The sequence below is a fragment of the Cupriavidus plantarum genome (assembly GCF_905397285.1).
GTDB lineage: Bacteria > Pseudomonadota > Gammaproteobacteria > Burkholderiales > Burkholderiaceae > Cupriavidus > Cupriavidus plantarum.
The window spans coordinates 1274358-1298395 of the sequence record NZ_CAJPUX010000001.1 but is presented as its reverse complement, the minus strand read 5'-3'; the positions used below and the strand labels follow the sequence as shown (position 1 = coordinate 1298395).

General features: G+C 65.8%; 20 protein-coding genes. All 20 read right to left on the bottom strand.

The genetic code is table 11. The features are described 5' to 3' along the window. Nucleotides 1-128 precede the first annotated feature (128 nt). Entirely contained in the window at nucleotides 129-560 is a 432-nt protein-coding gene (locus KHP16_RS06025) for a gamma-glutamylcyclotransferase family protein (protein ID WP_121491012.1), read from the bottom strand. A 68-nt stretch (nucleotides 561-628) separates the two neighbouring features. Continuing rightward, nucleotides 629-1447, bottom strand: a complete 819-nt coding sequence (locus tag KHP16_RS06020) for a LytR/AlgR family response regulator transcription factor (protein WP_109581301.1) — start codon at nucleotides 1445-1447, stop codon at nucleotides 629-631. Nucleotides 1448-1572: 125 nt separating this feature from the next. Next, nucleotides 1573-2787: a sensor histidine kinase gene (locus tag KHP16_RS06015; protein ID WP_211959742.1), complete on the bottom strand. Its 1215-nt coding sequence runs from the start codon at nucleotides 2785-2787 to the stop codon at nucleotides 1573-1575. 154 nt (nucleotides 2788-2941) lie between these two features. Then, complete coding sequence (locus KHP16_RS06010) at nucleotides 2942-3892, bottom strand: CysB family HTH-type transcriptional regulator (protein WP_109581302.1); 951 nt, start codon at nucleotides 3890-3892, stop codon at nucleotides 2942-2944. Further along, nucleotides 3889-4998, bottom strand: a complete 1110-nt coding sequence (locus KHP16_RS06005; protein ID WP_115952158.1) for a sulfate/molybdate ABC transporter ATP-binding protein — start codon at nucleotides 4996-4998, stop codon at nucleotides 3889-3891. Before KHP16_RS06005 ends, KHP16_RS06010 begins: the two co-directional genes overlap by 4 nt. Next, nucleotides 4995-6038, bottom strand: coding sequence for a sulfate ABC transporter permease subunit CysW (gene cysW / locus KHP16_RS06000; RefSeq protein WP_211959741.1), 1044 nt, complete (start codon nucleotides 6036-6038; stop codon nucleotides 4995-4997). Before cysW ends, KHP16_RS06005 begins: the two co-directional genes overlap by 4 nt. Before the next feature lie 3 nt (nucleotides 6039-6041). Beyond that, nucleotides 6042-6974: a sulfate ABC transporter permease subunit CysT gene (gene cysT / locus KHP16_RS05995; RefSeq protein WP_211959740.1), complete on the bottom strand. Its 933-nt coding sequence runs from the start codon at nucleotides 6972-6974 to the stop codon at nucleotides 6042-6044. Between the two features lie 106 nt (nucleotides 6975-7080). Beyond that, on the bottom strand, nucleotides 7081-7764 hold the full coding sequence (locus KHP16_RS05990) for an RBBP9/YdeN family alpha/beta hydrolase (protein ID WP_211959739.1): 684 nt from the start codon (nucleotides 7762-7764) through the stop codon (nucleotides 7081-7083). Then, nucleotides 7761-8603: an EAL domain-containing protein gene (locus KHP16_RS05985; RefSeq protein WP_115952155.1), complete on the bottom strand. Its 843-nt coding sequence runs from the start codon at nucleotides 8601-8603 to the stop codon at nucleotides 7761-7763. The genes KHP16_RS05990 and KHP16_RS05985 overlap by 4 nt, the downstream gene beginning before the upstream one ends. Nucleotides 8604-8614: 11 nt before the next feature. Then, a complete protein-coding gene (locus KHP16_RS05980) occupies nucleotides 8615-8830 on the bottom strand; it encodes a TOBE domain-containing protein (protein ID WP_109581308.1) in 216 nt (71 codons plus the stop codon). Nucleotides 8831-8878: 48 nt separating this feature from the next. After that, the gene (locus KHP16_RS05975) at nucleotides 8879-9784 is read right to left on the bottom strand and encodes an ATP-binding cassette domain-containing protein (RefSeq protein ID WP_121491015.1); all 906 of its coding nucleotides are present in this window, start codon (nucleotides 9782-9784) and stop codon (nucleotides 8879-8881) included. Between the two features lie 14 nt (nucleotides 9785-9798). Beyond that, a complete protein-coding gene (ssuC, locus tag KHP16_RS05970; RefSeq protein ID WP_211959738.1) occupies nucleotides 9799-10605 on the bottom strand; it encodes an aliphatic sulfonate ABC transporter permease SsuC in 807 nt (268 codons plus the stop codon). Between the two features lie 13 nt (nucleotides 10606-10618). Further along, entirely contained in the window at nucleotides 10619-11785 is a 1167-nt protein-coding gene (gene ssuD, locus KHP16_RS05965) for an FMNH2-dependent alkanesulfonate monooxygenase (protein WP_109581311.1), read from the bottom strand. 165 nt (nucleotides 11786-11950) lie between these two features. Continuing rightward, nucleotides 11951-12958 (bottom strand): sulfate ABC transporter substrate-binding protein, encoded by a 1008-nt coding sequence (locus KHP16_RS05960; protein ID WP_109581312.1) that lies wholly within the window; start codon nucleotides 12956-12958, stop codon nucleotides 11951-11953. 360 nt (nucleotides 12959-13318) lie between these two features. Next, a complete protein-coding gene (locus tag KHP16_RS05955; protein WP_211959737.1) occupies nucleotides 13319-14584 on the bottom strand; it encodes a hypothetical protein in 1266 nt (421 codons plus the stop codon). A gap of 26 nt (nucleotides 14585-14610) precedes the next feature. Continuing rightward, a complete protein-coding gene (locus tag KHP16_RS05950; RefSeq protein ID WP_211959736.1) occupies nucleotides 14611-16044 on the bottom strand; it encodes a hypothetical protein in 1434 nt (477 codons plus the stop codon). Between the two features lie 325 nt (nucleotides 16045-16369). After that, nucleotides 16370-18346: a gamma-glutamyltransferase family protein gene (locus KHP16_RS05945; RefSeq protein WP_109581315.1), complete on the bottom strand. Its 1977-nt coding sequence runs from the start codon at nucleotides 18344-18346 to the stop codon at nucleotides 16370-16372. A gap of 493 nt (nucleotides 18347-18839) precedes the next feature. Further along, the gene (locus KHP16_RS05940) at nucleotides 18840-21077 is read right to left on the bottom strand and encodes an NADP-dependent isocitrate dehydrogenase (RefSeq protein WP_109581316.1); all 2238 of its coding nucleotides are present in this window, start codon (nucleotides 21075-21077) and stop codon (nucleotides 18840-18842) included. 21 nt (nucleotides 21078-21098) lie between these two features. After that, nucleotides 21099-21245 carry a hypothetical protein gene (locus KHP16_RS05935; protein ID WP_211959735.1) on the bottom strand — a complete coding sequence of 49 codons (147 nt, stop codon included), beginning with the start codon at nucleotides 21243-21245 and terminating at the stop codon, nucleotides 21099-21101. Nucleotides 21246-21359: 114 nt separating this feature from the next. Further along, on the bottom strand, nucleotides 21360-23948 hold the full coding sequence (gene clpB / locus KHP16_RS05930; protein ID WP_109581317.1) for an ATP-dependent chaperone ClpB: 2589 nt from the start codon (nucleotides 23946-23948) through the stop codon (nucleotides 21360-21362). Nucleotides 23949-24038: the final 90 nt, after the last annotated feature.

Sequence of the window (24038 nt, the reverse complement as noted above, 5' to 3'; positions counted from 1 at the left end):
CTTTTAACTCAACGGCTTACATCTTTCATTTCATGATGTGGCAAGCGGTCTTCCATGATGAGAAATGCACGTTGTGCTCCGCACCCACGTATTTTTGCGCACCAAAACCGCTTTCCGCATCGTGAAATTTAGCCGGCGGGCTGTCCCGCAATCGCCACGTCCCGCGCGCGACGGTATTCGACCCAGTCCCCGCTGTCGATCCGCGCGAGCCCGGCCACGGCACTGTCGGCCACCGGATAGAGCAGGCACGGCACCGGCGCGCCGCCGTGGTCGATGTCGCGGACTTCCCGCACGAATAGCGTGGCCTGGCCCGGGTAGACCTCCTCGATCTCGTCGAGGACCGGTAGCAGCGCCTCAGGAATGTCGTAGATATCGCCGCGCACAGGCCCCGCGGCGGCATCGAGCACGAGGCCCGGATAGGTGCCGAAGTCATACAGGCGACCGGCGATGACGCCAGCGCCGACCAGCGTCGGGGCGGCGATGCCATGCCGCTGGGCGGCGACGTTCAGATCGTTGACTTCACCGGCACGGAGCGTGCCATAGACAAATACGCGATGCATGGTAGGCAGAGGAGCAGAGAGGGATGGGATAAGAAGACCTCCGCCATGTTACTGCCTGCCCGCGCGGCCTACATCTGCTTGAACAGATGCGCGTACTGGCGGGCGACCGGCAACGATTCCGGCCGATCGCGCAGCCGCAGCGACACGCGCCCCAGCGACTGGTTGACCGCGCTGGCCACGCAATCGATATTGACCACCGTCCCCCGATGGATCTGCCAGAAACGGTCGGGGTCCAGCTGCTGCGCCAGTTCCCGCAGGCTCGTGCGGATCAGCGCCTCGCCATTGGCCGAGACCACGTTGACGTACTTGTCGGTCGCCTCGAGGTAGATCACCTCGTCGACGGGAATGATCCGCACCTCCTGCCCCACGAGCGCCTTGATGAAGCGAAGGTACTGCCCCGTCGCCGCGGCACCCCGCTGCGGCGGTGGATTCTCGAGCGCCTCGAGCCGGTGCAGCAGCTGGGCAAGCCGGTCGGCATCGACCGCCGCCGGTCCCGGTTCGCTCGTCGCCTGCCGCGCCGCGAGCCTGTCCCGCAGCCGCGCGACGGTGGCCTCCAGCCGCTCGTGCTGAACGGGTTTGAGCACGTAATCCACGGCCGCGCGCTCGAAGGCTTCCAGCGCGAACTGGTCGTACGCGGTGACGAACACCACCAGCGGCGGCAGGTCGGTCTCCACGAGTTCCCGCGCAACATCCATGCCGCTCATGCCGGGCATGCGGATGTCGAGGAAGGCGACATCGGGCCGATGCGCGCGCGCGGCGTCCAGCGCGGACATGCCGTCATGCACCACGGATACGATGCGCGCCTCCGGCCAGAGCGCGGTGAGCTCGGCCGCGAGCACGCGCGCGAGCAGCGCTTCGTCATCGGCGATCAGGAGCGTGGGGGACATTGCGGGTCAGGATTTCAGGTTCGGCGTTTCAGAAGCATCAGGGATACAGGAGACCAGTGATCCGAGTCCGTGGGGGCGGCTGGAAGGCCGAGCCTCACGGTCGCGGTCAGGAATGCGCCGGCCGGTCAGGAATGCGCCGGGCGGATGCTCCCCGCGTCCGCCGCGCCGGCCGCACCGCCAGGCCGCGTCCGCGCGGCGGCGACAGCCACCTGCCCGGCCGCGGCAGGCCCATGCGCCTGAAGGTCGGCCACCGACGGCACATCGGTCCGCCGCACCAGCGGCAACGTCAACCGCACGATCACGCCCCGCGGCTGGTTCTCTTCCATCTGCATGGTGGCGGCCGCCCCGAAAATCCGCGCGAGCCGCTCGCGGACGTGCGTCAGTCCCATGCCAGAGCCCTTGCCGCCGCCCTGGCAGAACCCCACGCCGCTATCGGTGATCGTCACCTGCACATTGCCACCGCCCGGATCGCGCGCGGCCAGCACGATGTTGCCGCCCCGCATGCACGGCTCGATCCCATGCGTCACCGCGTTTTCGACCAAGGGCTGGATCAGCATCGGTGGAATCTCGACGTCGGCCAGTGCCGGCGGCAGGTCGATCTCGAACGTCAGCCGCGAGCCGAACCGCATCGACTGGATCTCGAGGTAGCTGCGCAGCAATTCGAACTCCTGCCGCAGCGTGCATTGCTCCGCCCGCGTGTGCTTGAGCGACGTGCGCAGGAAACCGATCAGCCGCTGCAACAACTGCCGCGCGGCGCGCGGGTCTGTCGCGATCAGGCCATCGAGGTTGGCCAGCGAATTGAACAGGAAGTGCGGCTCGATCTGGGCCTGCAACGCCATGAGTTGCGCGCGCACGAGCTGCTTCTCGGATTCCTCGCGCTGCAGCGCGTCGAGGGCGGCCTGCCGCTCGAAATAGGCCAGCTTCTCGCGCGACCAGTAGAAATAGATCATGCTCGTTGACGCGAGCATCCCGACGACCAGGCACATGCGCAACATGTCGCCCGCCTCCGCATGCGAGCGGATGGGAAGATTGAGCACCTCGCGCGTGGCCCAGCTGCCGAACAGCACGCCGACGGGCACCGCCACGGCGGCAAGACACAGGAACGGCCAGCGGCGCGGACGATCGTTCCACCAGATCAGGACGCGCGGGATGTCGATCAGCGCCCAGATGGACAGGCCGATCAGCTGGCTATAGACGAGGTTGTGGAACAGCGATCCGCCGGTGCGGAAGCCGTAGTTGAGGCTCAGCGCGATCACCGTGTTCATGCAGATGACGAACAGCAGATCGCGCCCGAGAATGGTCAGCCGCGACGGTAGCGCGGCATAAAGACAACGGTTCACGGCCTCTCGTCCCTCCAACGATGGTGCTAGAGAACACTAAGGGACACTTTACGCCGGTTACCGGACGAGGGGAAGCGGCGTGCGACGAAACGCACACCCATGGCGCCGAGGGTGAAAAACGCGGCGGGAACCCCGCCGCCCCGCATGATCCCGGTCAGGCCGCCTGCAGCGCCTGCCCGCGCACGGTCTCCGCCAGCGCGGTGGAAATCGTGTCCCGCGACAGATGCGGCGCGAACATGCTGATGAACGCCTGCGCATAGCCACGCAGGTAGGCCCCGCGCCGGACCGCCACGCTGGTCACATTCGGCTCGAACAGGTGGTCCGCCGTGATGCGCACGAGCCCCGCGTCCTTGCGCGCGTCGTACGCCATCGACGCGATGATGCCCACGCCGAGGTCCAGCTCCGCATACGTCTTGATCACGTCCGCGTCCATCGCGGTCAGCACGATCTCGGGCTGAAGGCCCGCTTCGGCGAACGCGCCGTCGATCTTGCGGCGGCCCGTGAAGCCCGCGTCGTACGTGATGATCGGGAAATTGACGATATCCTCGAGCGACGGCTCGGGAATACGCGTCAGCGGGTGCTCGGGCGAGACCACGAGCACGTGCTGCCAGCTGTAGGCCTCGAACGACGTCAGCCCCGCCTCGCTCGCCACCGCCTCGGTCGCGATACCGATATCGGCCTGACCGGTCAGCAACAGCTCGACGATATGCTGCGGCGACGCTTCCTGCAGGGCCAGCGTCACGTGCGGATATTCGCGGCGGAAGCTCTGCACCACCTTCGGCAGCGCGTAGCGCGCCTGCGTGTGCGTGGTCGCCACGGTCAGGCGGCCCGTATGGCGGCCCGCGAACTCGTCGCCGGCCTGCCGCAGGTTCTCGGCCTCGAGCAGCAGGCGCTCGACGATGCGCACGATCTCGCGTCCGGGCTCGGTCAGGCCGGTCAGGCGCTTGCCATAGCGCTCGAAAATCTCTACGCCGAGCTCTTCCTCGAGTTCGCGGATCTGCCGCGACACGCCCGGCTGCGACGTGTACAGCGCGTTGGCCACTTCGGTCAGATTGAACTGGCGGCGGACCGCCTCGCGAATCGATCGCAGTTGTTGGAAGTTCATGGCGTGGCTCCGTTGTTCTTCTCTTGTACAGGGGTATCGCGCGTGAATACGCGCAGCTGGCGCGGCCGCACGGCGAGCAGTTCGCCCTCGCGGAAGCCCAGATGGCGGAACCGTTCGAGCGGCAGCGCCACCTCGATCACGTCCTGGTTGTCCTCGCGTTCGAGCTCGAGCTGGGCCACGGGACCCAGCGTTAGCGCGCGGCGCAGCGTGACCGCAATGCCGTCCGTCCCCGGGGCATAGCGCTCCAGGTCGAGGTCGTGCGGGCGCACATAGGCCACGGCGTCGCCCGCGGTTTCGTGGCCCTGTCCGATCACGGGCAGCACCGAGTCGCCCGTGTGCAGCAGGCCGCCGGTATCGCCGACTTCGAGCCGGCCGTGGAACAGATTGACGTTGCCGAGGAAGCCGAACACGAACGGCGTGGCCGGATGGTTGTAGACCGCCTCCGGCGTGCCGAACTGCTCCACGCGGCCGCGGTTCATCAGCACGACCTGATCGGCCACTTCGAGCGCCTCTTCCTGGTCGTGCGTCACGAACACGCTCGTCACATGCAGTTCGTCATGCAGGCGGCGAAGCCAGCGGCGCAGTTCCTTGCGCACCTTCGCGTCGAGCGCGCCGAACGGTTCGTCCAGCAGCAGCACGCGGGGCTCCACTGCCAGTGCCCGGGCCAGCGCGATGCGCTGACGCTGACCGCCCGACAGTTGCGACGGATAGCGGTCGGCCAGCCAGTCCAGCTGCACGAGTTCGAGCAGCGACTTGACCTTCTCGCGGATCTTCGCTTCCGACGGACGCTCCGCGCGCGGCTTCACGCGCAGGCCAAAGGCCACGTTCTCGAACACCGTCATGTGCTTGAACAGCGCGTAGTGCTGGAACACGAAGCCCACGTTGCGATCGCGCACGTGGTGCTGCGAGGCATCCGTGCCGGCCAGCACGACCTGGCCGGCGTCCGCGCGTTCCAGGCCGGCGATGATGCGCAGCAGCGTGGTCTTGCCACAGCCGGACGGGCCCAGCAGCGCGGTCAGCTCGCCTTCATCGAAGTCGAGCGACACGTTGTCCAGCGCCACGAAGTCGCCGAAGCGCTTCTCTACGTTCCTGACCTGAATGCTCATGATGCCTGTCCCTGCAGCGGTTGCTGCTGCGATTGATGCTTGCCTTGTAGGCCCGTTTGCTGTTGGCCCGTTTGCTGTTGGCTCGTTTGCTCGTTGTGTTGCGCTGCCTGCGATGCCTTCGCCGAAGCCGGAATCACCACCGGATCCGCCGGCCGCTCGAGCGCGTCTTCGCTGACTTCACGCGCGGCGCGCATCTCGACCAGCGTCTTGATGCCCAGCGTCACGAGCGCCAGCAGCGTCAGCAGGGACGCCACCGCGAACGCGGCCGCGAAGTTGTATTCGTTGTAGAGAATCTCCACGTGCAGCGGCATCGTGTTGGTCAGGCCGCGGATGTGACCCGATACCACCGACACGGCGCCGAACTCGCCCATCGCGCGCGCGTTGCACAGGATCACGCCATACAGCAGGCCCCAGCGGATGTTCGGCAGCGTGATATGCCGAAACGTTTGCCACCCCGAGGCGCCCAGCACGATGGCGGCCTCTTCTTCCTCGCTGCCCTGCGCCTGCATCAGCGGAATCAGCTCGCGCGCGACGAACGGGAACGTAACGAAGATCGTCGCCAGCACGATGCCCGGCACCGCGAACATGATCTTGATGTCGTGCGCCTCCAGCCACGGACCGAACCATCCCTGCGCGCCGAACATCAGCACGTAGATCAGGCCGGAGATCACCGGCGATACCGAGAACGGCAGGTCGATCAGCGTGATCAGCAGGTTCTTGCCGCGGAAGTCGAACTTCGCGATGGCCCAGGCGGCGGCCACGCCGAACACCACGTTCAGCGGCACGGCGATCGCGGCGACCGTCAGCGTGAGCTGAATGGCGGAGACGGCGTCGGGCTCGGTCAGCGCGCTCAGGTACGTATCCACGCCCTTCCTGAACGCCTCGAAGAACACCGATGCCAGCGGCACGAAGAGGAACAGCGCGAGGAACAGCACCGCCACCGTGATCAGCGTATAGCGGACCCACGGCGACTCGCCGGTCGCGTCATAAGGATGATGGGCCGTGCCCTTCGATCCGAGTCGGGAAACTGCGCCGGCCATCTCTCAATCCTTCGCGACGATTTCAGCAGCCGCGCGCGAACCGGTCTGATGGCGACGCGTCCAGGCCTGCAACAGGTTGATCAGCAGCAGCAGCACGAACGAGATCACGAGCATCACCACGGCTACCGCCGTCGCTCCCGCGTAGTCGTACTGCTCCAGCTTCGAATAAATCATCAGCGGGGCGATCTCCGACACCATCGGCATGTTGCCCGAGATAAAGACCACCGAGCCGTACTCGCCCGTGGCGCGCGCGAACGACAGCGCGAAGCCCGTCAGCAGCGCCGGCAGGATGGCCGGCAGGATGACGCGCTGGAACGTCTGCAGGCGCGACGCGCCCAGACTCGCCGCCGCTTCCTCGAGCTCGCGCTCCACGTCTTCCAGCACCGGCTGCACGGTCCGCACGACGAACGGCAACCCGATGAACGTCAGCGCCACGACGATGCCCAGCGGCGTGAACGCGACCTTGATGCCATACGGCTCCAGGTACTTGCCGATCCAGCCATTGCCCGCGAACAGCGCGGTTAGCGCGATACCGGCGACGGCGGTCGGCAGGGCGAACGGCAGATCGACGAGCGCGTCGATAAAGCGTTTGCCGAAGAAGCGGTACCGCACCAGCACCCAGGCGACGATCAGGCCGAACACGGTGTTGATGATGGCCGCCACGAACGACGCGCCGAAACTCAGTCCCAGCGAATGCACCACGCGCGGTTCCGTCACGGTGCGCCAGAACGCGTCCCACGTCATCGTGAACGTCTTCAGGAACGTGGCGGACAGCGGAATCAGGACGATCAGCGTCAGGTAGAAGATCGTGAAGCCCAGCGACAGCCCGAATCCGGGCAGCACGGTGAAGCGCTGGTTCGCGCGCGGGCGCAACGGTCGGCTGGAGATCTTTGGCCCGGACGGCGGCAGGTCCGTGGCGGAAATGGAAGGCGGCATATCGTCTCGCTTATGAAACCGGCGCATAACGCGCAGGCTACCGAGACAAATTTTGCAGATAGGCCCTTATAAAAAGAACGAATATTTGCGCATGTCTTTAGACGCTTTAGATATAAAGCGTCGTGCAACCGAGCTCGACGCTCGACTCCCAGGTGCCTGAAACATCGCTCTGCAGATCTTGTAACGCGATCCGCTGCAACAAAGTGGCGAGATAGCCCATTCCGTCGGGCCATTCGCCCAGGCCCGAGTCCGCATTGATATGCCCGGCCGTGCCCGCGTCCACGAGTTCGCTGCCCCACAGGGCGCCCCAGCTGAACGCCGTGCGTTGCACCATCCAGGGGTCGTCGCGGCTGGCGATCAGGATGGTCGGAAACGGCAGCTTCCAGGTCGGCAGCAAGGCCCCGACGCCGAACTTGTCCGGATCGGCCGGCGCGACGAGCAGCGCGCCCGCAATCCCGACCGGATCGAGCGCGGCCTGGCGTAGCGTGGCCAGACACCCAAAACTGTGCGCGACGAGCACCGCCCCGCCCCGCGCGACGCGCCGTGCGCGCATCACGCCCTCCGACACGCGTTCCGACCAGAGCGGCAGGCTAGGCCTGGACCAGTCGTGTTGCTCGATGCGCTGCCAGTCCGGATGCCGCGCCTCCCAGCGCGACTGCCAGTGCGCGGGGCCGCTGCCGTGCAGTCCTGGCACCGTAAGGATCTGCAGCCCGCGCGGCACCGCGAGCGGCGCCACGGCGGCTGGCGGCGTGGCGACAGGGGCGTTCCCGGAGGGAGTCGATGCACTCATGCGGGCTCCTTTGACGTTGCGGAGGGGGCGGGCGCGGCGGCCGATCTTGCGTGCAAGTCTCGTGCCGACACGGCCTCGCCCGCGGCAATGCCCTGCCCCAGCGCGATGCCCGCGGCCTGCAACCGTTCCACGGCAAGTTCATCCTGCAGGCGGCGGCCGATCAGCGTCACGCCCGCGTTGGCGGCGCTCGCGCGCAGGCCCGACAGTTGCCGGTCCGTCCACGTGCGTCGCATGTCCAGCTTGAGCCAGTCCGGCAGCGCGTGCGCCATCAGCGCGCCCGCCTCGGCCGGATCCGATGCCTGCAGGCTCACGGCAAACCCGTTGCGGCGGTAGTTGCCGACGACGTGGAGCAGCAGCGGCAGATCGTCGTTGGCGCTTGCCGGCACCTGAATGACGAACCGTTCGAGCGGCAGGCCCAGCGATTGCAGCGCGCGCCGGAACGCGGCGCCATGGTCATCCGCCACGGCCGCGAGCAGCCGGTTATGCACGTTCAGCACCAGCTTGTGCCCGCCATCCTTGTCCGCCGGGCCGGCGAAATAATTGATGGCGTGCACGAGCCGCGACAGGCGGTCCAGCGATACCAGGGAGGCATCGTCCGCCGCCATCGCGAAGAGTTTCCATGCAGCGAGTCCCACGCCGTCCTCGGCGTAGGTATGGATCGCGCCCTCGTGCGCGACCACGCTGCGGTCCGCCAGCGTGACGAGGGGCTCGAACACGCTGGTCAGCGAACAGTTGAAATACTGGCCCTGGACCTGGCCACTCGCATCGCGCCACAGCTCACGCCCCGCGACGGGACCCCGGGGCAACGTTTCCAGATAGCGGTCGAGTGCGTCGGGCATGCTCGAACCCCTTAGAGCTTGGCCAGCGACACCTCGGTCGCCTTGACCAGCGCCACGACCTCGCTGCCCTTCACGAGGCCGAGATCGCGGATGGATCGCGTGGTGATGACCGAGGTCACGATGCCCGCCGGCGTCTCCACATCGACCTCCGATACGACCGGACCTTCGATGATGTTGGCGACCTTGCCACGAAACTGATTACGTACGTTGATGGCCTGAATGCTCATGATAGAAGCTCCTTGGGAAAGACCTGTTCACGTTTGCCGGGTGTCATATCAGACCGCCCAGCCCACCGAATCGAAATGCCGCACCCGCGGCACCTCGACGACGACTTCTTCACTGCCTTCGTGCTGCATCACCCGGCGCAGCACGCGCTCTTCCAGCTGCGCGAACGCCACCGACCCGCGTTGCCGCGGCCGTGGCAGATCCACGCGTTCGTCCAGCGCGATGCGGCCGTCCTCGATCAGCACAACGCGGTCGGCCAGCGCAATCGCCTCCGACACGTCATGCGTCACGAGCAGCGCGGTGAAACCGAGGCGGCGCCACAGCGATTCGATCAGCCCCTGCATCTCGATGCGCGTCAGCGCGTCGAGCGCGCCCAGCGGTTCGTCGAGCAACAGCAGCCGAGGGTGATGCACGAGCGCGCGCGCGAGCGCCACGCGCTGCCGCTGGCCGCCCGAAAGACGCGCGGGCCACTCCTGCGCGCGTTCCGCAAGACCCACCTGCGCCAGCACCTGCGCGGCATCGGCCACGCGCTCCTTCGACAGGCCGAGCGCGACGTTGTCCAGCACGCGCTTCCACGGCAGCAGCCGCGCGTCCTGGAACATCACGCGGATGTCCTCGCGCTGCGCGCGGCCGTTTTTTCCGTCGAACGTGATGGCACCATCGTCGCTGCCTTCCAGACCCGCCACGAGGCGCAGCAGCGTGCTCTTGCCGCAACCGCTGCGGCCGACGATCGCGACGAACTCGCCCGGCTTCGTCTGCAGCTCGATGCCATGCAGCACCTCGCGGCCGTTGTAGCGCTTGACGACCTGCTGCACATGCAGCGCCACGCCGCCCTGCGCATTCGCACGGGCATGGGCATTCGGATGCGTGGGATGCGTCAGATCGTCCGCGGTCTGCCGACGCAGGGTGGCGTCCACATAGGCGACGGCAGCCGCTTCGAGGGGATGACTTTGCATGCGATAACTCCTGCTCAGGATGCCTGGTAACCCGGATGCCAGCGCAGCCAGTAACGTTCGAGCGCGCGGGACAGCACGTCGGCCAGCTTGCCGAGCAGCGCGTACAGCAGAATGCCGACCAGCACGACATCGGTCTGCAGGAACTCACGCGCGTTCATGGTCATGTAGCCGATGCCCGATTGCGCGGAAATCGTCTCCGCCACGATCAGGATCACCCACATCAGGCCGAGCGAAAACCGCACGCCGACGAGGATGTTCGGCAGCGCTCCCGGCAGGATCACCTCGCGATACAGGCGCCAGCCGGACAAGCCATAGCTGCGCGCCATCTCGACGAGCGCCGGATCGACGGCGCGAATGCCGTGGTACGTATTGAGATAAACCGGAAAGAACACGCCGAGCGCGACCAGGAACAGCTTCGCGGTCTCGTCGATGCCGAACCAGAGAATGACAAGCGGAATCAGCGCGAGCGTCGGGATGTTCCGGATCATCTGCAGCGTGCTGTCCAGCAGCGTGGCCGCCGTGCGGAACGTCCCCGTCAGCAGCCCGAGCACGAGGCCAAGACCGCCGCCAACGGCAAGTCCGATCAGCGCGCGCCACGTGCTCACCCACACATGGCGCCAGAGTTCGCCCGAGACGGCCAATCCCCATGCGGCCTCGACCACGGCCAGGGGGGCAGGCAGCACGCGGTTGGACAACCACCCCAGCTGCGACGCGGCCTGCCAGGCCACGATCAGCAGCACGGGAACGATCCACGGCGCGATCGCGCGGAGCGCGCCCGCATTGGGAACCTTGCGGGCGTCGGGAAGTAGCGGTGCGGACATGGCGTGCCCTCCTTCAGCTCTGCGCGGCGCGCGGCACGATGCCGGTCGCCATGACTTCGCCAAACGGTCCCGACAGGACCTGTCCCGGCAGCTTCTCGCGCACGTTGCGCGGCAGCAGCGGGAACACCAGTTCGGCGAAACGATAGGCTTCCTCGAGGTGCGGATAGCCGGACAGGATGAACGTGTCGATGCCGAGGGACGCATACTCTTCCATGCGCGCCGCCACGGTCTTCGGGTCGCCCACGAGCGCCGTGCCCGCGCCGCCGCGCACAAGGCCAACGCCCGCCCACAGGTTCGGACTGATCTCCAGCGCCTCGCGCGTGCGGGCGTTCTTGCCGCCCGCGTGCAGCGCGGCCATGCGGCGCTGGCCCTCGGAGTCCATCTTCGCGAACACGGCCTGGGCGCGCGCCACGGTCTCGTCGTCAAGGCGGCTGATCAGGTCGTCCGCCGCGGCCCATGCGGCGGCGTCGGTTTCGCGCACAATAACGTGGAGCCGGATACCGAAGCGCACGGTGCGCCCGAGCTTTGCGGCGCGTTCGCGCACGTCGGCGATCTTCTTCGCCACCTCGGCGGGCGGCTCGCCCCACGTCAGGTACGCTTCCACCTGCTCGGCCGCCAGGTCGTGCGCGGCCGCCGACGATCCGCCGAAGTACACGGGCGGATGCGGACGCTGCAGCGGCGGATACAGGACCCGCGCGCCCTTCACGTTGATGTGCTTCCCTTCAAAACTGATCTCGCCGCTGTCATGGCTCGCGGCCAGCACGTCGCGCCAGACGCGGATGAATTCGGATGACGCCTCGTAGCGTTCCGCATGATCGAGGAACAGCCCATCGCCTTCGAGCTCGGCGACATCGCCACCGGTCACGAGATTGACCAGCAGGCGGCCGCCCGAGATGCGATCGAACGTGGCGGCCATGCGCGCGGCCAGCGTCGGCGTCATCAGGCCAGGGCGCACGGCCACGAGGAACTTCAGGTTGCGCGTGACGGCGGCCAGCGCCGAGGCGGCTACCCACGGGTCCTCGCAAGAGCGGCCCGTCGGAATCAGCACGCCTTCATAGCCAAGCGTATCGGCCGCGGTTGCGATCTGCTTCAGGTAATCGAAATTGACTTCGCGCGCGCCCTCCGAGGTGCCGAGGTAGCGGCTGTCGCCATGGGTGGGGATGAACCAGAAGACTTGCATGAACGGTACCTCTTGATCGGACGGACTATTCGGACGATGCGGACTGCGCGCGAAAGAAGGCGCGAACGCTCCCCTGTCGCCCGAAAACGGCGACATGCATGGAGCGGGAAAAATGGGAAACCGGCACCGGACGAGGGGTCGCTCCCCCTCGCCCGGGTCAACGCATCAACGCTTGCCCGGCTGATAGATCTGGTCGAACGAGCCGCCGTCCGCGAAGTGCGCCTTCTGGGCCTTCTGCCAGCCGCCGAACGCTTCGTCGATCGTGAACAGCTTGACCTTCGGGAAGTTGGACGCGTACTTCGCGGCGATCTTCTCCGAAATCGGGCGGTAGTAATTCTTCGCGGCGATCTCCTGGCCCTCATCCGTGTACAGGAACTGGAGGTACGCTTCCGCTGCCTTGCGCGTGCCCTTCTTGTCCACCACCTTGTCGACCACGGCGACCGGCGGTTCGGCCAGGATCGAGACCGACGGGACCACGATGTCGAACTTGTCCGGACCCAGCTCCTTCACGGCCAGGATCGCTTCGTTCTCCCAGGCGATCAGCACATCGCCCAGGCCGCGCTCGACGAACGTCGTCGTCGCGCCGCGCGCGCCCGAGTCCAGAACCGGCACGTTCTTGAGCAGCGCGCTCACGAATTCCTTGGCCTTCGCGTCATTGCCGCCCGGCTGGCGCTGCGCGTAACCCCACGCGGCGAGGTAGTTCCAGCGCGCGCCGCCCGACGTCTTCGGGTTCGGCGTAATCACCTGCACGCCCGGCTTGACCAGGTCATTCCAGTCCTTGATCTGCTTCGGATTGCCCTTGCGCACCAGGAACACGATGGTCGAGGTGTAAGGCGAGGCGTTGTGCGGCAGACGCTTCTGCCAGTCGGCCTTGAGCAAGCCCTTCTCGGCAATCGCGTCGATGTCGTAGCCGAGCGCCAGCGTGACCACGTCGGCGTCCAGGCCATCGATCACGGAGCGCGCCTGCTTGCCCGAGCCGCCGTGCGACTGACGAATCGTGACGGCATCGCCGCCCTGCGCTTTCCAGGCCTTGGCGAAGGCCGCATTGACGTCCACGTAAAGCTCGCGCGTCGGGTCGTACGACACGTTGAGCAGCGTGGTGTTGGCCGAGGCGGTCTGGGCGGCGCCGATCGCGGCGAAGGCGGCGAGGCCGATGGCCAGCTTGCGAATCATCTGTAGTGCTCCCGTCTGAAAATGTCGTGAAACGGCGCGTGGCGCCTGGTTGTTCAATGTGTCAGGAATAGAGACTACCGATGGGGCCATCTGAACGGAACGAATGGTTTCATCGAACCTTGCACGTTTTCCGCATAAGAACAGGCGGCAATATGCACATACCGGCAAAAAAATAGCCCGCGGCATTTACATGCCGCGGGCCAAGTTTCCATGTGGAAACGGGTAGACAAGCCATGGAGAGCGCCCCCGCATCTCCATGACCGGGTCGATGCTACAGGCGGCAATGTGGGCGCGCCTTGATCTGCGTCAGGTCCCGGAAGATTCACTTGGCGCCAACGGTGACGAAACGCAACCGGCCGCTCATACCCGAAGACACGCCCCCCACACCACGCTGTCGAGATCCTTGCGCATTTCGCTCAGGTAAACCATATGTCGGCCGCTGATGGGCATCAGCACCTGTTCCCGGATCCGTTCGCCATCGGGCCGCATCGGTGGATCGAACCACTGCACGTGGGCCAGCCCGTTGACGGACGCGGGCCTGGTCTCGCTGAAAACCCCGAATGCCGCATTCAGCGAAAGATTGCTGCCCGCGCCAGGCACCCGTCCCCCGGCGATCGTGTCGCCATCGATCCAGAGCGTATGGCTGTCCATCCCACCGGCAAGGGCCGTGGTGGTCAACAGCGGAAAATTCACGGCGGGCTGGCGGCAGGACCAGTTGCCCGACAGAACATCTTCCTTCAGAGGCTTCGTGCTGTGCAGCACCCACGCGGCCAGCTCGCGCTTGTCGCCGAGCGACTGCTGCTGGTCGATGGCAAGCGTCCACGCATCGCCGGCGCGCGACGCGAACATCCGACCCGCCAGCTCGCCTTCGGCGCGGACCTCGAACACGCCCGGATAGCGGGTCTGGTCCGCCACCTCCAGCCTGGCAACGGGTGCGGATGCATCGGACGCCGCGCCCGTGCAACCGGCTTCGCCATCCTGGTTGAGGCAGACGTGGAGCGTGCCATCCGGCGTGATCCTCGCGTACCCGGCCGTTGCCGAGTTACTGCCATGCACCGGGAACGGACTGCCTTCCACATGGAGGGCTCCCGTCACCATGAACGCATACTCGCCCGCAATGGACGCAAGGGCCGGCAGGGTCCGCCGGCTGGTGGCATGGATCAGCCCCGCAAGCGGCGGTGCACCCGGCAGCGGAGACGACGGGAGATGCGCAATGTCACCATCGAGCCGCTCGTCCTCGAGGTAAAAGCTCATCTGCAGTTCGCCGAGCCGCGACAGCAGATGGGCGGGCGGCGGATCGGCGGCGTTCGCGGCGAGACTCGTGACGACATAGCGGTCCTCGTCCGGCACGTAATTGCCGACGAGGCTGCCATGGAGGCCGAACGGCGAATCCTGGAACGCAAGCGTGATGCGGCCGGGGTCGGGCGCGTCCAGTGTTACCCCGATGGTGCCACCGATCGACATCATGCCGAGATACGGCTTTGCCGACGACGCTGACGTTGACGTTGACGCCGGCCGCGAGGAAGACGATGCGTCGGCGGACTTCGCCGCGTCCTCTTGCGGACAACCCGCGAGCAGACCGCAGACGACGACAAGAAGGGGACCACCGGCCCGTGCAATATCCATGACTCCGCACTCCGTGACGACCGGCCTCACCGGCCGGGCCGCTTGTTTAACCACCGGCCACACCGCCCCCACACTGCGGAATCTTCAGCGGCGTCGGGTTCGCGCAGATAGACAAAGGTCTGCTCGTCGATGGGCAATATCACCTGCTGGCGCGGGTCGGCGACACCGACCGGCGTCGGCGCCTGCATCCAGGACACATGCACGACCCCCGGCAACGATGCCGGCCTGGACGCACCGTCGGCGATGAATCCCGCATCAAAAGTCAGGTCCGCGATCTCCGCCGGCACCATTTCGTCGTTCGCGAGCACTGTGCCCTTCGCCACCATCTTCATGGGGAGGATCGCGCCGTCCAGCGGGGGGGGATTGAGCGTCCGCGCCTCGGCATCAAGCCCCGGCTCCCGGCATTCCCACGCGCCGTCCATATAGCCGGGCCGCAACGCGTTCGCGCCGGATTGCATGACCCATGTCGCGCGCTTGACGGTATCGGCCGCCACGGGTTGGTGCTGCCACATGCGCAGATGCCATTTGCCATCGATCTCCTGCGCGAAAATGCGGCCGATGGCCATGCCCTCGTCCCACAACTCGAACTGTCCGGGATAGCGGGTCTGATCCGCAAGCCGCAACGCCGCGGCCGTGACGGTATCGTTGCCACCGGCCGACTCGCAGGCGTCGGCATAGACCTGGTTCGGACAAGCCCGGAACATGCCATCGCTATCGATGCGCAACTGACCGACCTGCGCGACCTGAGAGCCGATCAGCGGTGCATGAAACTTGTCCGGATACTTCGCCCCTTCCATCATGTAGGTGTAGGTGCCCGCGAGACTTGCGAGCGGCGGCGCGGTGTCGCTACGTACCGCATGGATCAGTCCGGCCAGTTGCGGCGATCCCGGATGTCGCGTCTTCATGATGCCGCGTGGCTCGCCCCCGCGCATCAGCGCGACATTGGGCAACCCCTCGATATCGCCCCGGAGGATCCCATCGCGAATCCCGATGCGCACCTTGATGCGCGGCAGCGCCGCGATGACCTCGTCCGGCGGCGGATCGCCACCCGCCGCGGCGATCGCCGTGACAAGCTGCTCGCCGCGTCCCGGCGCCACGCGTACGCTGCCGACGATGGCACCCTGCAGGCCAAAGTCCGAATCGTCGAAGCGGATCGTGGCCATGCCCGCCTCGGGCTGGTTCAGCGCCACCACGACGGTACCGCCGAACGACAGCGTTCCACGATAGACGACGGCCGCCTTGTCGTCGCCATCGGGCTTGGGCACCGGATTCTCCGTGGCCAGATCCCCCGCTGGCTGCTCGACAGACGTGCCGGCCGACGTGCCCGCCGACGTGCCCCCCGACGTCGTCGCATTGCCCGGTGTGGTGGCGCCTTTCGTTCCCACCGTATGGCTGGTCTGCGTGCCCGCCTTGTCGCTGGGTGCGTTCGGACCGATCTGTTCGGGACATCCCCAGAGCATCACACACGCGGGGAGCACCGCCCAGCGACAGACATGTCGCGCCGCCCCCCCTGCCACATCCCCTGCCACATCCCTTGCCACATCCGCTGCTGCTCTCGCCATCATGACCTCGCATGCTCGGTGGAAACAGAAGCGAGGCTAGACGTCCAAGGTCAGCAGCGAATTGACATCCGTCAAGTCTGGCGACACCAAGGCCCGGACGCGCGACATTTCGGAAGAGCGCGATGAAACAGACGAAAAAGGCGGGCCAGGAAAAGCCGGCCGCCAAAGAAAAACGCGCGCTCCCGCCGGCGGGCGGAAACGCGCGGTGTTCAGCAAAATCCGATCAAGGACGGAACGTATCTCCCAGCACCACGCCCTCCCGACGCGGATCGGTGCCGCCGATCCAGATCGGCGTGCCACCGCTCTGCGAACGGATGATCGTGTTGACGCCGCTCGATTGCGACGACGTCGAGATCGTATGGCCAAGCGAGCGCAGACCCGTGATCAGCGTATCGTTGTTGCCGCTGTTCGTGACGTCGATGTTCGGATGTTCGCCACCCACGGTCGTCGTCGCCGAGTTGCTCGCGCCGAAGTCGACCAGACCCGAGGACTGCTGCGCATCGAGACCCCAGTCGAGCACACCCACGAGCGTCTTCACGACGTATTGCGGAATCGTGCCGCCGCCCGGCGAACCGGTGGCCATGAAGAAGTCGCCGATGGAACCGTCCGCGGCCTTGCGGAACACCATCGTCGGCGACATCGAGCTGCGCGGACGCTTGCCCGGCTGCACCCGGTTGGCGATGGGCACGCCGAGCGAGTCCGTCGGCGTCGCGTTGAAGTCCGTCAGCTGGTTGTTCAGCAGGAAGCCGTTCGTCATGTGGAACGACCCCATGCTCGATTCGACCGACGTGGTCGCGCTGACCACGCTGCCGTCCGCATCGACGATCGAGAAATGGTTGGTGCCATGCTCGATCAGCGACGCCACGCCGAGCGGCACGCTGCCGAGCGCGCCGGCGGTGGCCGTGCCCATGCTCGCCGTCGGTGAGATGAGCGCCGCGCGCGATGCCATGTACGGCTTGTTCAGCATCGTGTTGGCGGAACCGCCCGGCAGCGGCACGAAGTCCGTATCGGCCACGTACTTGTCGCGGTCGGAATACGCCAGGCGTTCGGCCTCGCTCACGTAGTGCACGCCGAGCACCGTGGGCTTGCCGCCCTCGCCGTCGATGGCGGTCGGCTTCATCGAGGCCATGTCGAAATTCTCGAGAATGCCCATCGCCGACAGCACCGTGATGCCGCCCGACGTCGGAGGCGGCGCACCGCAGATCCAGTACGCGCGGTACGTCGTGCAGATCGGCTCACGCATCTTGGCCTGATACGCTGCGAGGTCCGCAAGCGTCGTCTTGCCCGGGGTAATCGCACTGCCGTCCACCGCCGTGGTCGTGGCGATCTTGTTGACGATGTCTTGCGCGATCTGGCCCGTGTAGATCGCGTTGGCGCCATTGGCGGCCATCTGCGTCAGCGTGTTCGCGTAGGCGGGGTTCTTGAGCACCGTGCCCAGCGCCTTCGGCGTGCCGTCCGCATTGAAGAAATATGCGAGCGCTTCCGGGTCGCGCTTCAGCGACGTGGCGTTGCTCGAGATCGCCGCCGCCAGCCGCCCGCCGATCGGAAAGCCATTGGACGCGAGCGAGATCGCATCGCCGAACAGATCCTTCCACGCAAGCTTGCCGTGCTCCTTCTGCACGCGTTCGATCAGACGCGGAATGCCGATCGTGCCGATCGACCGGCCGCTCGCGCGCGCGCTCGGCACCGGCGTCGTCATCGCGGTCACGTCGTCGATGTAGCGCAGGTAGTTCTCGGTCGCCGCGGCGGGCGCTGACTCGCGGCCGTCGTAGGCCTGTACGGACTTGGTCCGCGCGTCGTAGTACAGCATGAAGCCACCCGAGCCCATGCCCGTGGCTTCGGGCACCGTCAGCCCGAGAATCGACTGCACGGCCACCGCCGCATCCGCCGCGCTGCCGCCCTTCTTGAGAATCGCGCATCCGGCCGCGCTCGCATACGCGTTCGACGAGGACACCATGTAGGTCTTGGCGCTGACCTGCTTCAACCCCTTGCGATATCCCGATGCCGGCTCGGGCAGCGATGGATCGCCGGGCTGGTTCGAACCCACGACCACCGTGCTGCCATTGTCGGCCAGCACCTGGCAACTCGTGTCGGCGGGCGTCACCGGTGTGGCAGGCGTCGAGGGGTTGGATGCCGTGGGCGGATCGTCACTGCCGCCGCACGAGATGATGAGCAGGGTACTGGCAACGGCCGCGGCCATTCCCAGTTGCGTTCTTTTGAGGTGCAACACGATTTGTCCTCCAGGACGACAACGAGAAGAGAAAAAGCAAAAGCGTCCCCCTGCCGCGGTGGTGGCTCGACCACGCGGCATCGCTCGAAACGGAAAGAAAGGAATGGGGAAACTGCGGGGACTCGCGCTATGGCGAGAAGAGGCTCAACAAACGTGTATCGGCCATGATGCAGTAGGGCTCGTTTTTTATTGGAATCGTGTCAAGCGTACTACACGTATATCGATATACAAGATGATCGCGCAGCGGATTATTACAGCGTATTTAACCGCATCGCCCCGCATCGCACCACGGCGTGGCGACATGCCCAGCGTCAGGGCCATGTGCACTGCAGCGGAAATGAAAAAGCCCGTGCATGAGGCATGCAACGGTGCATGCGCCATACACGGGCTGGCCGGGCACCCTCTTGGGGTGGCCCGGATACCACGGTTTCTTTCGTCAGGCTTTCAACACAGCGAAGCGCGATCAGCCCTTGACGGCGGCCAGCGCGGCGTTCAGCGTCTTGCTCGGACGCATCACGGCTTCCAGCTTCGCGAAGTCCGGCTGGTAGTAGCCACCGATATCCACGGGCTTGCCCTGCACGTCGGCGAGCTCGCCCACGATGGTCTTCTCGTTTTCCGTCAGCGTCTTGGCCAGACCCTTGAACGTCTCGGCAAGCTCGGCGTCCTGCGTCTGCGCGGCAAGTTCCTGGGCCCAGTACATGGCCAGGTAGAACTGGCTGCCACGGTTGTCGAGCTGACCGGTCTTCGGCGACGGGCTCTTGTTGTTGTCCAGCAGCTTGCCGGTGGCCGCGTCCAGCGTCTTGGCCAGGATCTTGGCGCGCTCGTTGCCCGTCTTGATGCCCAGTTCCTCGAGCGAGACCGCCAGCGCCAGGAATTCGCCCAGCGAGTCCCAGCGCAGATGGTTCTCTTCGACCAGCTGCTGCACGTGCTTCGGTGCCGAGCCGCCGGCGCCCGTCTCGTACATGCCGCCACCGGCCATCAGCGGTACGATCGATAGCATCTTGGCGCTGGTGCCCAGTTCCATGATCGGGAACAGGTCGGTCAGGTAGTCGCGCAGGATGTTACCCGTGGCCGAGATGGTGTCCAGGCCGCGGATCACGCGCTCGAGCGTGTAGCGCATCGCGCGGACCTGCGACATGATCTGGATATCGAGGCCCTTGGTGTCGTGATCCTTCAGGTAGGTTTCCACCTTCTTGATCAGTTCGGCTTCGTGCGGACGGTACGGGTCGAGCCAGAACACCACGGGGGTGTTCGAATTGCGCGCGCGCGTTACGGCCAGCTTCACCCAGTCGCGGATCGGCGCGTCCTTGACCTGGCACATGCGCCAGATGTCGCCCGCTTCCACGTTTTGCGTCAGCAGCACCTCACCGGTCGCCAGGTCGACGATGCGCGCTTCGCCGGCTTCCGCCACTTCGAAGGTCTTGTCGTGCGAGCCGTATTCCTCGGCCTGCTGGGCCATCAGGCCAACGTTCGGCACCGTGCCCATGGTCGTCGGGTCGAACGCGCCGTTGGTCTTGCAGAAGTTGATGACTTCCTGATAGATCCGCGCGAACGTGCTTTCCGGGATCACGGCCTTGGTGTCCTTCGGACGGCCGTCGGCGCCCCACATCTTGCCGCCGATACGGATCATGGCCGGCATCGACGCATCGACGATCACGTCGTTCGGCGCATGCAGGTTCGAGATACCCTTGGCCGAGTCCACCATCGCCAGTTCCGGACGATGCTCGTGGCAGGCGTGCAGGTCGCGCACGATTTCTTCTTTCTTCGACTCCGGCAGCGACTCGATCTTCGAGTACAGGTCCACCAGGCCGTTGTTCACGTTGATGCCCAGTTCGTCGAACAGCTTGCCGTGTTTCTCGAAGGCTTCCTTGTAGAAGATGCGCACGGCGTGACCGAACACGATCGGGTGCGAGACCTTCATCATGGTCGCCTTCACGTGCAGCGAGAACATGACGCCGGTTTCGCGCGCGTCTTCCATCTGCTCTTCATAGAATTCGCAAAGGGCCTTCTTGCTCATGAACATGCTGTCGATGATCTCGCCGTCCAGCAGCGAAACCTTCGGCTTCAGCACGATGGTCTTGCCACTCTTCGTGACAAGTTCCATCTTCACGTCGCGGGCGCGGTCCAGCGTCATCGACTTTTCGCCGTGGTAGAAATCGCCGTGCTTCATGTGAGCCACGTGCGTGCGCGAGGCCATGCTCCACTTGCCCATCGAATGCGGGTGCTTGCGCGCGTAGTTCTTCACGGCGGCCGGTGCGCGGCGGTCGGAGTTACCTTCGCGCAGCACGGGGTTCACCGCGCTGCCGAGCGCCTTCGAGTAGCGCGCGCGGATGGCCTTCTCTTCGTCGGTCTTCGGATCTTCCGGGTAGTCGGGGATCTTGTAGCCCTTGGCCTGGAGTTCCTTGATCGCGCTGGTCAGCTGGAACACCGACGCGCTGATGTTCGGCAGCTTGATGATGTTGGTGTCCGGCAGCAGCGTCAGGCGGCCCAGCTCGGCCAGGTTGTCCGGCACGCGCTGCTCTTCGGTCAGGTATTCGGGAAACAAGCCCAGGATGCGGCCCGCCACCGAGATGTCGCTCGTCTCGACGTTCACGCCAGCCGGCTTTGCGAACGTGCGGATGATCGGCAGGAAGGCGCTGGTCGCCAGCAGCGGGGCCTCGTCGGTCAGGGTATAGATGATGGTGGGCTGCTGGGTACTCATTGCATGTCTCGCGATAAATAATCAGGTTGAGAAATCGCCGCCGCGCACATTTGCATGCAGGGCGGCAAACCGCAATTTTGCCTGATTTTGCTTTCGGGCGGATTGCATTGGGCCGGCTTTCTGCGAAATGCGCCGAAAAATACGGATTTTGGCCCGTTCTTGCGTCATTGCAACGCAAATCTTCTCACCAACCCGACCTAAAAAAAAGCGGGGTGGGAACGCGCCGACCGCCGGCCCGCTTCCCACCCCGCTCCCGCCTCTCCCGTCAGGGAGAGGGGCCCATCAATGCAGCGACCGTCCGAACGTGAACTCGCCGTCGGTGTAGTCCACCGGCACCACGTCCTTGGCCGCGAACTTGCCCTCGAGAATCGCCCGGGCGACCGGGTTCTCGATCTGCTGCTGGATCGCGCGCTTGAGCGGCCGCGCGCCGAACACCGGGTCGTACCCCGCGCTCGCGATGCGCGCCAGCGCCGCCTCGCTGATATCCAGCGTCATGTCCATGCGAGCCAGACGCGACTGCAGGCGCTGCAGCTGGATCCGCGCGATGGACTCGATGTTCTTCTGGTCCAGCGCATGGAACACCACCACCTCGTCGATCCGGTTCAGGAACTCCGGGCGGAAATGCGTGCGCACTTCCTGCCAGACCGCGCCCTTCACCACGTCCTGCGGCTCGCCCGACATCGACTGGATCAGATGCGATCCGAGGTTCGACGTCATGACGATCACCGTGTTCTTGAAGTCCACGGTACGGCCCTGCCCGTCGGTCAAACGGCCATCGTCGAGCACCTGCAGCAGCACGTTGAAGACGTCCGGGTGCGCCTTCTCGACTTCGTCGAGCAGCACCACCGAATACGGCTTGCGGCGCACGGCCTCGGTCAGGTAACCGCCTTCTTCATAGCCCACATATCCCGGCGGCGCGCCGATCAGCCGGCTCACGCTGTGCTTCTCCATGAATTCGCTCATGTCGATGCGGATCAGATGCTCTTCCGAGTCGAACAGGAACTCGGCCAGCGCCTTGCACAGCTCGGTCTTGCCCACGCCCGTCGGCCCAAGGAACAGGAACGAACCATACGGCTTGTTCTCGTCCGCGAGGCCCGCGCGCGAACGGCGGATCGCATCGGATACCAGGCGGACGGCTTCGTCCTGACCCACCACGCGCGCATGCAGGCGGTCTTCCATCTTCAACAGCTTCTCGCGCTCGCCCTGCATCATCTTCGACACGGGGATGCCCGTCGCGCGGCTCACCACCTCGGCGATCTCCTCGGCGCCAACCTGCGTGCGGAGCAGCTTGTTCGGCTGCTTCTGCTCGTCGGCCTCGGCCTTGGTTGCCGCCTGCAGCTTGCCCTCGAGTTCAGGCAGCTTGCCGTACTGAAGCTCCGCCACCTTGTCCAGCTTGCCTTCGCGTTGCAGACGCGTGATCTCCAGGCGGATCTTGTCGATCTCTTCCTTGAGCGCGGCCGCCCCCTGCGCGGCGCCCTTCTCGGCGCGCCAGATCTCGTCGAGATCCGCGTATTCCTTCTCGAGGCGCGCAATCTCCTGCTCGATCAGCTCGAGCCGCTTCAGCGACGCCTCGTCGGTTTCCTTCTTCACGGCCTCGCGCTCGATCTTCAGCTGGATCGTGCGGCGCTCGAGCTTGTCCATCGCCTCCGGCTTGGAGTCGATTTCCATCTTGATGCGCGCGGCCGCCTCGTCGATCAGGTCGATTGCCTTGTCCGGCAGGAAGCGGTCCGTGATGTACCGGTGCGAGAGTTCCGCCGCGGCGACGATCGCCGGGTCGGTGATCTCCACGCCGTGGTGCAGTTCGTACTTTTCCTGCAAGCCACGCAGGATTGCGATGGTCGCCTCGACGCTCGGCTCGTCGACCAGCACCTTCTGGAAGCGGCGCTCGAGCGCGGCGTCCTTCTCGATGTACTTGCGGTACTCATCCAGCGTGGTCGCGCCGATGCAATGCAGCTCGCCGCGCGCGAGCGCCGGCTTGAGCATGTTGCCCGCATCGATCGCGCCCTCGGCCTTGCCCGCGCCGACCATCGTGTGGATCTCGTCGATGAACACGATCGTCTGGCCTTCGTCCTTGGCCACGTCGCTCAGCACCGCCTTCAGCCGTTCCTCGAACTCGCCGCGATACTTGGCGCCGGCCAGCAGGCCGGCCATGTCGAGCACGAGCACGCGCTTGTTCTTGAGCGACTCCGGCACTTCCCCATTGACGATGCGCTGCGCGAGGCCTTCCACGATCGCGGTCTTGCCCACGCCGGGTTCGCCGATCAGCACGGGGTTGTTCTTGGTGCGGCGCTGCAGGATCTGGATCGCGCGGCGAATCTCGTCGTCCCGGCCGATCACGGGGTCGAGCTTGCCGGAACGCGCGCGCTCGGTCAGGTCGACGGTGTACTTCTTGAGCGCCTCGCGCTGCGATTCGGCATCGGCGCTGTTGACGCCGTCGCCGCCGCGCACGGCCACGATCGCGGCCTCGAGCGACTTGCGCGCGAGCCCGTTTTCACGCGCGATGCGACCCGTCTCGCCCTTGTCGTCGGAGACGGCGAGCAGGAACAGCTCGCTGGCGATGAACTGGTCGTTGCGCTTGATCGCCTCCTTCTCGGTGGCATTGAGCAGATTGACGAGATCCCGTCCGATCTGGACCTCGTTCGTGCCCGACACCTGCGGCAGCCGCTTGATGGCGGCGTCCAGCGCGGTCTGGAGGCCATTGACGTTAACGCCGGCACGCGACAGCAGCGCGCGCGCCGCCCCGTCGTTCTGGGCGAGCAGCGCGCGCAGCAGGTGCTGCGGTTCGATGTACTGGTTGTCGTTGCCCAGCGCCAGGCTTTGCGCGTCGGACAGCGCTTCCTGGAACCGGGTGGTGAATTTATCTAGACGCATGTAGAACCCTCTCTCTCGATGAGTGTGTCCTGCTGCGGGACGGGCCGCATACGTCTTGCCGCGTACGCTCCGTATGTCCTGCCGGACACT